Below are 12,107 nucleotides of genomic sequence, written 5' to 3'. Positions count from 1 at the left end.
TCACTCTCCTGAAATCTGTACGGCAGGGCCTAAGCCTCGGCCTTCTTCTCCCATCGACCCGAAGCCTCGGACCAGTATTGCGCCGAACAACCTGCGTCAGTCAGTGCTTTCCACTGCCCCCGCGCGTGCTGCACCGCCTGTTCATCATTGCCGTCGAACAGGATGCATACCCGCTCCAACTCGTTCACTTCGTCCGGGGCAACAGAAGCACCGTCAACGGCCATCACACAAGCTGGATCGTTGCCAGCCTGCGGGCCGATGGTTAGCAAGATGGGCTGATCCGCGTCATGCGGACCTCCCGCAAGACCATGCGGCAGGAACCCATCCTCGGGCCCCAGCCACAGTTTTTCATCCAGCCAGTCCATCCGTGCGGGATCAGTGCCCCGCACGGCAATCCGCCACCCGGCCTGACGCGCCTTGTCCAGCAACGCCGGCAAAGTGTGCTCCAGCGGGCGTTGGGTCAGGTGGTAGAAATAGACAGCCCCCATCCGATTACTCGAAATTGTCCTGCACAAACCGGCTGAGCGCCCGCACGCCCCATCCTGTTGCCCCTTTGGGCGCATAGGACGTCTCGGACGCGACCGAGGCCACACCGGCGATATCCAAGTGAATCCACGGCGTTTCTTCTTTCACGAAACGCTGCAGGAACTGCGCCGCCGTGATCGAACCCGCAGGCCGTCCGCCCACGTTCTTCATATCCGCGATGCGCGACTTCAGCATCTCGTCATATTTCGGGCCAAGCGGCATCCGCCACGCGCCCTCATCCTCGGCCTTGGCGGATTTCAGGAAGGCATCGCAGAACGTGTCATTGTTCGAGAAGACCCCCGCATTCTCATGCCCCAGACCGATGATGATCGCACCGGTCAAGGTCGCCAGATCGACCATGCCCACGGGGCTAAACCGCTCTTGCGCGTACCACATCACGTCGCACAGAACCAAACGGCCCTCGGCATCGGTGTTGATGATCTCGACCGTGTCGCCCTTCATGGACTTGACCACATCGCCGGGACGTGTGGCATTGCCCGAGGGCATGTTCTCGACCAGCCCGACAAGGCCGACCACATTGGCCTTGGCCTTGCGCTTGGCCAGCGCCCGCATGGTGCCCGCGACAACTCCTGCGCCGCCCATATCCATGGTCATGTCTTCCATGCCACCCGCAGGTTTCAACGAAATCCCGCCGGTATCGAACACAACGCCTTTGCCCACCAGCGCCAGCGGGGCATCGCCTTTGTCGCCACCGTTCCACTGCATCACCACAACCTTCGACGGGCTGACCGAACCCTGGCCGACGCTCAGCAATGTGCGCATCCCCAGCTCTTCGAGCTTGTCCTCTTCCAGAACCTCGACCTCAAGGCCCAGTTCCTGCATTTCGACCAAGCGATCGGCGAATTCGGTGGTTGTCAGAACGTTTGCAGGCTCATTGGTCAAGTCGCGCGTCATCCGCACGCCGTCGGCAATGGCGTAGAGCGGCGCAAATGCCACCTCGACCTCATCGGGTTTTTGATGCGCGATCGTGACCGGAGCGGCCGCGTCGGCATCTTTTGTCTTGTGCGCATCGAAATCATAGCTGCGAAGGGCGATACCAAGGGCCAGTTCCTCGGTCCTAATCTGGTTCGCCGCCATGACCAATAGCGCTTTGCCGCCCGCCAGTTTGGCCAGCGCAACACCGCCCTTGCGGGCCTCGGCCGGATCAGGGCGGCGGGGCAGAATCAGGATGTCCAGTGCCTCGGCCACCATTCCTCCGGGCCAAGCCAGCGTGATCACGTCACCGCTTTTCACCTTGCCGAAGCGTTCGCTTTCCACCAGTCGTGCGACCGCGCCACGGGTCAGACGATTGGCGCGTCGTGCCGCCGGGCCCATCTTTCCATCGTCCGTGATGATGATCGCCACGCGCCCTTCGGCCTGCGCCATTGCGTCGATGTCGAAAGACTGAAACTGGATCGGGATAAGACTGCTCATAGCGAACTCCTGAAAATCTGTTTCCCAAGACCTAGCCCGGGCTGCCCGGCTTGACCAGATAGCAGTTTTCCCCGACAGGCATTTGCAGTACAGTCGCGAAAAAATTCCGGCAGGTTGGTGGGAGAGTGCAGTGGTAAGACGGGGCAGGCATATGCCGTCGCATATAAGCGCGGCCCGCGGTGAGTCCGACCCGTTGCCTCCCACAAATATTGGTCCGGCAGGATGGGTGCTATGATCCTCGACCGCTACTTCGCCCGCCGCTTCATGCAGAGTTTTTTAGTCATCGGCGCGATTTTCCTAACCCTGCTGATTCTGATCGACCTGATCGAACAGGTGCGCCGCTTTGACGACGAAGACCTGTCCTTCGGGCGTTTGCTGCATCTGACCCTTCTGAATACCCCCGCTGCTATCAGCGAGATGCTGCCCCTTTTGATGATCCTGTCGACCATCGCGTTGTTTGTCGGTCTGGCCCGCAGTTCGGAACTGGTGGTAACCCGTGCCACGGGCCGATCAGGCATTCGGGCGCTACTGGCCCCGGCGACGCTGGCACTGATCATCGGCGCCGGAGCGGTCGCCCTTTTGAACCCCATCGCAGCTGCCACGTCTGAGGAGTATCAACGCCTGTCCGATAGCTATCGCAATAACGGAAGTTCGGCCTTTTCGATCAGCAGCGAGGGCTTGTGGCTGCGTCAGGGCTCGCGCAATGGACAGTCTGTGATCCACGCGCGGGGCACCGCGAATGGGAACACTTTGGTCCTGAACGAGGTGACGATCATCACCTTTTCACCTGACGGGACACCGAACCAGCAGATCCAGGCAGACGCGGCTGAGCTTAAGGACGGGAATTGGATCCTCAGCAACGCAAAGGTTTGGCCGTTGATCCAAGGCGTCAATCCTGAAACCAACGCGACAGAGCATGAAAGGCTGGAGATTCCGACCTCGCTCACCCGTCAGCGTATTCTGGATACATTGGGCGATCAGGGATCCGTGTCGGTCTATGACCTGCCAGAACTGATCCGCGATTTGGGTGAAGCGGGGTTTTCGACCAAACAATATGAGGTCTGGCTGCAAGTTCAGCTTGCCCGGCCCTTCTTTCTAGTGGCAATGGTCCTGATCGGGGCCGCCTTCACAATGCGCCATGTAAGGTTCGGAGGCACCGGGATCGCCGTACTGTCGGCGGTTTTGCTGGGGTTCGCCATCTACTTCGTAAGAAACTTTGCCCAAATTCTGGGAGAAAACGGACAATTGCCTATCTTCGTCGCGGCCTGGGCTCCGCCATTTGCAGCCATTCTTTTGTCGCTCGGCCTCCTTTTACACGCGGAGGACGGCTGATGCGTCTTTTCGCGCGTTTATTGTTGTCTGGTGCCGTCGCGCTCACACTGCCCGTAGCTGCGACAGCGCAAGCACAGCCCACAGCCGCCCCAGTGCAGGATCAGGACCAACAGGATGAACCGGCGTTGCTGGTGGCCGACAAGATCTTTATCACCCCCGACCGCGTTCTGGTGGCTGAGGGCAATGTCGAGGCGTTTCAGGGCGACGCCAAAGTCACCGCCAACCGGATCACGTATAACCGCGACACCGGCGAGCTGAATCTGGAAGGCCCCGTGCGCATTGATCAGGCCGGGACAACCACGATTCTGGCGGATTCGGCCACGTTGGACAGCGGCATCCAAAACGGCCTGCTGATAGGTGCGCGGATGGTGTTCGAACAGCAGGTGCAGATTGCATCCGTTCAGGCCAAACGCGCGGGCGGACGGTATACGCAGTTCGACAAGGTCTCGGCCACATCCTGTCATATCTGTTCGGACGGCAGGCCGCCTCTTTGGCAGATCCGGGCGCGGAAAGTCACGCATGACCAGTTGGAGCGGCAACTATATTTCGAAGGCGCACAGTTCAGGATTCTGGACCTGCCTGTCTTCTACTTTCCTTATCTGCGCCTTCCCGATCCGACGCTGGACCGCGCCACGGGGTTTCTGGTGCCGTCGATCCGCACGACGTCGCAGCTTGGGACCGGGGTTCAGGTTCCCTATTTCTTCAAGCTGGGTGATCACCGGGATCTGACGCTAACGCCTTATATCTCGCCCGAAACCAAAACGCTGGGCTATCGTTATCGGCAGGCGTTCAAGCGGGGGCGGATCGAAATAGATGGCGCGTATACACGTGACGATCTGGAACCCGGTGAGGATCGCGGGTTCTTATTTGCAAACGGATATTTTGGGCTTAACGACGGATATCTGCTCAGTTTCAACCTGCAAACCACGTCGGACGACGCGTATCTGGCCGATTATGGCCTGCCCGAATTCGACCGCCTGCGCAGTGAAATTGCATTGGAACGGTACGAGCGCGATACCGCATTCCGCACCAGCTTTATCCACTTCAAAACCCTGCGCGACAGTGAAGATCAGGATGAAATCCCATCGCGCATCTTCGATCTGTTCTACGAGAAACGCCTGTTTCCCAAATCGGTCGGAGGCGAAGTACGGCTAGGCGTCGAGACCCACGCGCATGAGCGCACCAGCGACGAAGACGTGCTGGGCCGCGACGTCGCACGGGCGACATTCGATGCGGAATGGCTTCGCAGCTGGACTTTTGCATCCGGGCTGCGTGCCGACGCGCAACTGGGTGCGTCTGTGGACACATTCAACATTCGCCATGACAGCAATTTTCCCGATCAGGTGACGCGCACCACGCCGCGCGCCGCGCTGACCCTGCGCTATCCGATGGCACGCCGCGAACAAAGCGGGGCAACACAGGTGCTGGAGCCGATTGCGCAGGTCGGTTGGACCCAGGTTTCGACCAATGATGTGCCGCTGGATGAAAGCACCTTTCAGGAATTCGACCAAGGGAACCTTTTGTCCCTATCGCGCTTTCCCGCACCCGACAGGCGCGAGGATGGGGTCACGGGCGTATTCGGGCTCAACTGGTCCCGATATGCGGGCAATGGTCGCCGTGCGTTGGTTACAGTCGGGCAGGTCTATCGCGCAGATGCAGACCCCGAGTTCAACCTGACCTCGGGCTTGCAGGGAACCTCGTCCGATCTGTTGCTGGCCGGGCAGTTGCAAACCGCCAATGGTTGGTCCCTCGCGGGGCGCGGTCTGTTGAACGGCGATTTCAGCTTCGCCAAGGCCGAGATGCGCGCGGCCTGGCAAAGGGAAACCGTTGGGATCGTAGGAAGTTACGTCTGGCAAGAACCCGACCCGGATGAAAATATCGACGACGAGATATCGGAAATACGTTTGGACGGGCGCTATACAATCGACCAAAACTGGCTGACCCAGGCCCTCGCCCGATATGATATTAGTGAATCCGAGCCGATCCGATACGGGCTTGGCGTCACCTACCGCAACGAATGCGTACAAGTTAACATGAGTGTCAGCAGGCGCTTTACTTCGTCATCAAGTATTGAGCCTTCGACAGAATTCGGCTTTACCGTAGCTTTGACGGGATATTCCGTTGAAGGCAGTGGCCAACAGTTCAAGAGAAGATGCAGTTGATTCCAGGTTTCTCAAGTTTCCTTCGTTCCGGTTGGCTTAAACCGGTTGCTCCGGTTTTGACCGCGCTTGTCCTTGCTTTCGTCGCTCCGCAAACGCAGGCCCAAAGCCTGTTCTCGCCTGCAATCAAGGTCAATCAGGATATCGTAACCTGGTACGAACTGGATCAGCGCCAGCAATTCCTGACCGTTCTGGGCGCGCCGGGCGCATCAGACGAAGAAGTCCGCCAGGCCCTTATTGATGACCGTCTACGCCGACAGGTCATGCGTCAGGCCGGAATCTCGGCCAACCCCGAGGCCGTTCAACTGGGTATTGACGAGTTCGCAGCACGCGGCCAGCTTTCCAGCGATGAATTCCTGCAACTCCTTGCTGATGCCGGGGTATCACGTGAAACCGTACGTGATTTTATCGCCGACCAACTCTCGTGGCGTGATTTCATCAGCGCCCGGTTTATCTCGCAAGCGCGCCCGACCGAGGATGAGATTAACCGTGCCCTGGGCCAATCGGGCAGCGGCGGCCTTCAGGTTTTACTCTCCGAAATCATCATCCCCGTGACACCGCAGACTCTGCCGCAAGTGCAATTGTTGGCCGACGAAATCGCTCTGGTTGAAGGGTTCGATGCCTTTTCAGCGGCGGCAACGCAATATTCGGCCGCCGGCACCCGCACCAATGGCGGTCAATTGGACTGGTTGAACCTGACCGAGCTTCCGCCTGCATTGCAGCCGGTTATTCTTGGGTTGAAGACCGGTGACATCACCCAACCCATATCCCTGTCCAACGCCGTCGCACTGTTTCAGATGCGGGGAATCCGGGAAAGCGCAACAGCCGCGCCACAGTACTCCAAGATCGATTACGCAATCTACAATCTGCCAGGCGGACGCAGCCCGGCAACCCTCGCGCGCGCAGCCGAATTGCGTGAAGAGGTCGATACCTGCGACGATCTCTACGGTATCGCACAGGATCAGCCCCCAGAAGTTCTGGAACGGATTGAGGCCGCACCAGCCGAGATTCCGCGCGATATAGCGCTGGAACTGGCCAAGCTGGACCTCAACGAGGTATCCACCACCCTGACCAGCAACAATGGTCAGACACTGCGCTTCCTGATGCTGTGCACGCGCACACTGGACCGTGGAGAAGAAACATCGCGGGCAGACGTCGCCAACGCCCTGACGCAGCAGCGCCTGCAAGCCTTTTCCGAAAGCCTTCTGGAGCAGCTGCGCGCCGACGCCACGATCGTCGAGCAATGATAGCCCCTATCGCGCTAAGCTGCGGTGACCCGGCCGGTATCGGCCCGGAAATCGCAGCAAAAGCTTGGGCCGAGCTGCGCGACACCTGCCCGTTCTTCTTCATCGGAGACGCAGCGCATTTGCCGGGCGGGACCCCGACCGCAAAAATTTCGGATCCGGCCGAGGCAATGAAACTTAGCGCCACGGCCCTGCCCGTCCTACAGCTCGACTTTCCCGAATCCGCTCTTCCCGGCCGCCCTGCCTCCGCCAACGCGCCAGGGGTCATTGATGCAATCGAGTTTGGCGTATCCCTGGTCCAATCCGGTGCGGCCTCCGCGCTGTGTACGGCACCGATCCACAAAAAGGCACTGATCGACGGCGCCGGTTTCGCCTATCCCGGCCATACCGAGTTTCTGGCGGCGCTTTCTGGTTGCAAACGGGTGGTGATGATGCTGGCCAGCGACCAGCTTCGTGTGGTGCCCGCAACGATCCACATTCCGCTGTCCCGCGTCCCGGCGGAACTGACCCCTGACCTCCTGCAAGACACGATCGAGATCACCGCGCATGGCCTACGCACCCAATTCGGTATCCCGAACCCTCGCATCGCCATCGCGGGCCTCAACCCTCACGCAGGCGAAGGCGGCAAAATGGGACATGAGGAACTGGACTGGATCGGCCCCCTGATCGAAAGGCTGCCTACCTATGACTACACGGTCACCGGCCCCCACCCGGCCGACACCATGTTTCACGCCGCCGCCCGCACCCGCTATGACGCAGCTATCGCGATGTATCACGACCAAGCGCTGATCCCGATCAAGACGCTGGACTTCGACCGCGGCGTGAACGTGACACTGGGACTACCCTTCATCCGCACCTCACCCGACCACGGCACCGCCATGGACATCGCCGGGCAAGGCATCGCCAACCCCTCCAGCCTGATCGAGGCCCTGAAGCTCGCTCAACGCATGGCGCAAAGCACTTGACCCTTCACCTGGCTGAAAATATCCCCGCCGGAGGCAAAAAAACTGGCGCACCGCCTCAACCCGCGCCACGGTAACCGGATCATGAGCGCCATCGACACCCTTCCCCCACTGCGCGAAGTCATCGCTGCACACCAGCTTTCGGCCCGCAAATCTCTGGGTCAGAATTTTCTGCTGGATCTGAACCTAACTGCCAAGATCGCCCGTCAGGCCGGTGATCTGACTACATGTGACGTGCTGGAAATCGGCCCCGGTCCCGGCGGCCTGACCCGTGGGCTTCTGTCCGAAGGCGCCCGTAAAGTCGTCGCCGTCGAAAAAGACACCCGCTGCATCGCCGCTCTCAACGAGATCGCAACCGCCTATCCGGGCCGGCTTGAGATCATTAACGGCGATGCGCTGGAAATCAATCCGCTCGCCCACCTGGCGCCCCCCATTCGCATTGCCGCGAACCTGCCCTACAATGTGGGCACTGAATTGCTGGTGCGCTGGCTGACCCCGCCGGAGTGGCCCCCGTTCTGGCAAAGCCTCACCCTTATGTTCCAACGCGAAGTGGCCGAGCGGATCGTCGCCCAACCCGGCAGCAAAGCATATGGCCGCCTTGCCATCCTTGCGCAATGGCGGGCCGAGGCAAGGATCGCCATGTCCCTGCCGCCGGGTGCCTTTACGCCACCCCCAAAAGTTTCCAGCGCGGTGGTCCACCTGGCCGCCCTGCCCGAGCCTCGTTTTCCGGCAGATGCAGCCACCCTGTCCCGCGTCGTCGCGGCAGCCTTCAACCAGCGGCGCAAAATGCTGCGCGCCTCGTTAAAAGGCGTCGCCCCCGATATCGAAGACAGGTTGCGCGCTGCTGGCATAGAACCCACCGAAAGGGCCGAACAGGTCCCGTTGGAAGCCTTCTGCGCTCTGGCTCGTGCAGTGAAGCAGCCCTAAGAAACAAAAAAACCTCGGGTCGAAACCCGAGGCCTAACTTTGCTATTCAAACCGATTACTCAGCCGCCTCCGGGGCGTCTCCCTTGTCGGCAGCGGGTTCTTCCGCTGCGGGCGCGGCCTTGGGCTTGCGCGCACGTGGCTTGCGTGCCGGTTTTTCTTTCTTCTCAGGTGCGGCGTCGCCGCCTTTGCTTTCGGGTGTCTCCACCAGACCGGATTCAGGTGCCGCATCTTCGGGCGCGAACCCCATCACATCAGGCTGCGGAGCCTCTGCCGGGTCGGCTTGACGGGCGGCTTCACGTTCCTGACGCTCGGCGCGCTCGCGGTCACGTTCGGCCTGGCGTTCGCGGTTCTGACGCTCTTGCTCTTCGCGGCGGGCTTCCATCTCGCGTTGGGCTTCGCTCAGCAGGCGCAGGTAGTGCTCGGCATGTTGCTGGAAATTCTCGGCGGCCACACGGTCGTTGGACAGCTGCGCATCGCGGGCAAGCTGGTTGTACTTGTCAATGATCTGCTGGGGCGTGCCGCGCACTTTGCCTTCCGGCCCCGAGCTGTCAAAGACCCGGTTTACAACGTTGCCGCCAGAAGGACGATTGCGGTTATTCTTGGCCCGCGAGCGGGATTTGGAAGATCTCATCTACTTTCGTCAGCCTTGTCTTACGATGTCGATCACCTCGCGACGTACACTGCTCAAAGGCTTTAGCTGTGACGCGATGTCGACTTTTTGGGCTTGGCGTCAGGGGCGCGCTGTAACGGCGTCAACCTCGCTGACTATTCTTGAGTAAACATGTCCGGCAGGTTCAGACAAGGGGTTTGTCCCATTTTTCGCTGCTTTTTTACATCAATCGGCAGAAATCGGCCTCAGAACGTGTCGTCATTGCGGCATTCTGGCGAAAACGACGCGGTCACGCCCATCCAGATCAGGAATAACGCGCGTCTCAGACAAACCTGCCGCATCAAAAAGCGCCGCCACGGCAGCGCCCTGCGTCGGGCCAATTTCCACCAGCAACCGCCCGCCCGGTAATAGAAAATCAGGCACACCGGCGGCGATGCGTCTATACGCCCCAAGCCCATCCCCTTCGTCGGTCAGAGCCATGCGCGGTTCATGCTCGCGCACTTCCGGGGACAGTGCCTCCATTTCGGACAGCGAAATATACGGGGGATTCGAGACAATAAGGTCGTATTGATCCTCAATGTTTCCAAACCAATCAGATTGAAGAACTTCCACCCGGTCTTGTACCTGGTGATGCACGGCATTCGCACTGGTTTGCAGGCAGGCCGATTCACTCAGATCAACGCCAACGCCCGACGCGCTGGTGCGTTCAGCCAGCAAAGTGATCAGAATACAGCCCGAACCTGTGCCCAGGTCCAGAACGTGATCGAACGGCTCGCTCAGGGCGGCTTCTATCAAGGTCTCTGTCTCGGGGCGTGGGTCCAGAACATCGCGGCTGACACGGAACCGACGGCCATAGAATTCACGCTCGCCCAGCAGATGCGACACCGGGACACGAATGGCCCGCAGCGCGATCAGCTGATCATAGCGTTCGGCGATTTCCGGCGCCAATTCTTCGGGCGCGATCAGGGTGACACGGCTGGCTTCGATCCGGGCGGCATGGGCAAGCAGAACACGTGCATCGCGCGCCGGATCATCGACCCCCGCCGCACGCAGCCGCGCCGTCGCGGCAACCATCGCCATAGCCGCTGTCTGCGGCCCGTTCATTGTGCCATCTCGGCCAGCAAACGCGCCTGATCGTCAGCGGTGAGCGCGTCGATGATTTCGTCCAAGTCGCCCTGCATCACCTGATCCAACTTATAAAGCGTCAGGTTGATGCGGTGATCCGTCATGCGGCCCTGCGGGAAGTTATAGGTTCTGATCCGCTCAGAGCGGTCCCCGGACCCCACCTGACTGGCCCGATCGGCTGAGCGTTCACTGTCGATCCGCTGGCGCTCCAAGTCATAGAGGCGCGTTTTCAGCACCTGCATAGCAATCTCGCGGTTGCGGTGTTGGGATTTCTCGGAACTGGTCACAACCAGCCCGGTCGGAAGGTGGGTAATGCGCACCGCCGAGTCGGTAGTGTTCACATGCTGTCCCCCCGCGCCCGAGCTGCGCATGGTGTCGATACGGATGTCATTGGCGTCGACCTGAATGTCCACATCCTCAGCCTCGGGCAAAACGGCCACGGTGGCTGCCGAGGTATGAATCCGCCCCCCGCTTTCGGTTTCGGGCACGCGCTGCACCCGGTGCACGCCGGATTCGTACTTCATCCGGGCAAAGACGTTCTCGCCCTTGATATGGGCCACCACCTCTTTGATGCCACCCAGATCGGAGGCCTGTTCTTCGATGATCTCAAACCGCCAGCCGCGCGCCTCGGCGTAACGCTGATACATGCGCAACAGATCGCCTGCGAACAATGCGGCCTCGTCCCCACCCGTGCCCGGTCGGATTTCCAGCATCGCTGGGCGTACGTCGGCCTCGTCTCGGGGCAACAGCGCCAATTGCAGCGCATGTTCTGCTTGCGGGATACGGGCCTGAAGATCAGGAATTTCCTCTTCGGCCAGTTCCTTCATGTCGGGGTCGGCCAGCATTGCCTCGGCCTCGGCCAAATCGGCCCGCAGCTGCCGCCAGGCCATGATCTGATCAACCACGGGCTTGAGATCCGAATACTCCTTGGCCAAGGCCGCAATATCTCCACCCGAGGCACCATCGGACATGGCCGCTTCGAGGTATTGGAATCGCTGGGTTATCTGCTCAAGGCGTTCTTCGGGGATCATCTGGGCGGTGTCCCCTAATATGCCGCTTTGGTCAAGGGCCGAGCTTGTGCTAAGATAGCCGACATGAAGGGGTTGGTTTTCGTTTTATCGCTGTTTGCGGTGCCTGCCATGGCGGATTACGTCGGGCCGGACGGCAAGGTGCGCGACTGCTATTGCACAGACAAATCAGGTGCACGCGTGGATTTGGGTGAGATGATCTGCTTGCAGGTCGATGGCCGCATGTTCATGGCACAGTGTCAGATGTCGCTGAACGTGCCAATGTGGCGCGAGGTGTCCGAGGGGTGTTTGTCCTCAGGGTTGGAGCGCAGCAAGCCACTCATCAACTCGGTCTCGGTTTACCCCAAAATCTGATCGCCCAAAGCGCAGGCGTGCATGGATGCGTAGGGTATCGCCGTCTTGCTGGACCGTGGTGTAGTCGGGAAAGCCGATCACTTTGCTGCGGGTAATGTAGGTGATCATCCCCTCATCCACCGACCCGGCCAGCACGGTAGTGCGCGGCGTGGCCTGCGCGATGTCGTCCAGTCGGGCAAGACCTTCCGGCCCGGTTTCGACGATGCGAACAACACCGCCTTGCATATCCGTATCCGCCGTTGCAGTCAGCGGCATATGCCATTGGGCAGGGTCAGAGGGTGCGAGACGGATATAAACCCACAGAGCCACAACAGCCCCGACTAGCACCCAAACGACCATCTTCTTCATCCTGAACCTCGTGTTTCCGCAGAACCTATTTGGTTCTCAGCGCCCGGCAAGGCACCAAG

General features: G+C 60.1%; 12 protein-coding genes. 6 read left to right on the top strand and 6 right to left on the bottom strand.

The annotated features are described in order from the left end of the window. Positions 1-29 precede the first annotated feature (29 nt). Positions 30-488 carry a DNA polymerase III subunit chi gene (locus ACR0CA_RS01330; RefSeq protein WP_480897234.1) on the bottom strand — a complete coding sequence of 153 codons (459 nt, stop codon included), beginning with the start codon at positions 486-488 and terminating at the stop codon, positions 30-32. 4 nt (positions 489-492) lie between these two features. Continuing rightward, positions 493-1,959 (bottom strand): leucyl aminopeptidase, encoded by a 1,467-nt coding sequence (locus ACR0CA_RS01325; protein WP_480897233.1) that lies wholly within the window; start codon positions 1,957-1,959, stop codon positions 493-495. A 231-nt stretch (positions 1,960-2,190) separates the two neighbouring features. Here ACR0CA_RS01325 and lptG point away from each other — a divergent pair, with 231 nt between their 5' ends. The 5 genes from lptG to rsmA all read left to right on the top strand — a co-directional run bounded on the left by lptG (position 2,191) and on the right by rsmA (position 8,583). Beyond that, positions 2,191-3,291, top strand: a complete 1,101-nt coding sequence (gene lptG / locus ACR0CA_RS01320; RefSeq protein ID WP_480897232.1) for an LPS export ABC transporter permease LptG — start codon at positions 2,191-2,193, stop codon at positions 3,289-3,291. Then, complete coding sequence (locus ACR0CA_RS01315) at positions 3,291-5,453, top strand: LPS-assembly protein LptD (RefSeq protein ID WP_480897231.1); 2,163 nt, start codon at positions 3,291-3,293, stop codon at positions 5,451-5,453. Before lptG ends, ACR0CA_RS01315 begins: the two co-directional genes overlap by 1 nt. Next, positions 5,444-6,697 carry a peptidylprolyl isomerase gene (locus ACR0CA_RS01310; protein WP_480897230.1) on the top strand — a complete coding sequence of 418 codons (1,254 nt, stop codon included), beginning with the start codon at positions 5,444-5,446 and terminating at the stop codon, positions 6,695-6,697. The genes ACR0CA_RS01315 and ACR0CA_RS01310 overlap by 10 nt, the downstream gene beginning before the upstream one ends. Continuing rightward, positions 6,694-7,659, top strand: a complete 966-nt coding sequence (pdxA, locus tag ACR0CA_RS01305) for a 4-hydroxythreonine-4-phosphate dehydrogenase PdxA (RefSeq protein WP_170774433.1) — start codon at positions 6,694-6,696, stop codon at positions 7,657-7,659. The genes ACR0CA_RS01310 and pdxA overlap by 4 nt, the downstream gene beginning before the upstream one ends. A gap of 81 nt (positions 7,660-7,740) precedes the next feature. Beyond that, on the top strand, positions 7,741-8,583 hold the full coding sequence (gene rsmA / locus ACR0CA_RS01300) for a 16S rRNA (adenine(1518)-N(6)/adenine(1519)-N(6))-dimethyltransferase RsmA (RefSeq protein ID WP_480897229.1): 843 nt from the start codon (positions 7,741-7,743) through the stop codon (positions 8,581-8,583). Between the two features lie 55 nt (positions 8,584-8,638). Here the strand turns inward: rsmA and ACR0CA_RS01295 are convergent, their stop codons facing one another. The 3 genes from ACR0CA_RS01295 to prfA all read right to left on the bottom strand — a co-directional run bounded on the left by ACR0CA_RS01295 (position 8,639) and on the right by prfA (position 11,349). Next, positions 8,639-9,214, bottom strand: coding sequence for a DUF4167 domain-containing protein (locus tag ACR0CA_RS01295; RefSeq protein WP_170774436.1), 576 nt, complete (start codon positions 9,212-9,214; stop codon positions 8,639-8,641). A gap of 237 nt (positions 9,215-9,451) precedes the next feature. Beyond that, complete coding sequence (prmC, locus tag ACR0CA_RS01290; protein WP_480897228.1) at positions 9,452-10,297, bottom strand: peptide chain release factor N(5)-glutamine methyltransferase; 846 nt, start codon at positions 10,295-10,297, stop codon at positions 9,452-9,454. Next, on the bottom strand, positions 10,294-11,349 hold the full coding sequence (prfA, locus tag ACR0CA_RS01285; protein WP_480857331.1) for a peptide chain release factor 1: 1,056 nt from the start codon (positions 11,347-11,349) through the stop codon (positions 10,294-10,296). The genes prmC and prfA overlap by 4 nt, the downstream gene beginning before the upstream one ends. Positions 11,350-11,412: 63 nt before the next feature. On the opposite strand from prfA, the gene ACR0CA_RS01280 reads away from it, so the two are divergent. Continuing rightward, on the top strand, positions 11,413-11,700 hold the full coding sequence (locus ACR0CA_RS01280) for a hypothetical protein (RefSeq protein ID WP_170774443.1): 288 nt from the start codon (positions 11,413-11,415) through the stop codon (positions 11,698-11,700). Here ACR0CA_RS01280 and ACR0CA_RS01275 read toward each other — a convergent pair. Next, positions 11,641-12,048: a DUF1499 domain-containing protein gene (locus ACR0CA_RS01275; RefSeq protein WP_480897226.1), complete on the bottom strand. Its 408-nt coding sequence runs from the start codon at positions 12,046-12,048 to the stop codon at positions 11,641-11,643. The genes ACR0CA_RS01280 and ACR0CA_RS01275 overlap by 60 nt on opposite strands. Between the last annotated feature and the right edge of the window lie 59 nt (positions 12,049-12,107).

It is taken from the genome of Ruegeria sp. F12 (assembly GCF_056533885.1).
This window is presented reverse-complemented; position numbering and strand designations above follow the sequence as displayed.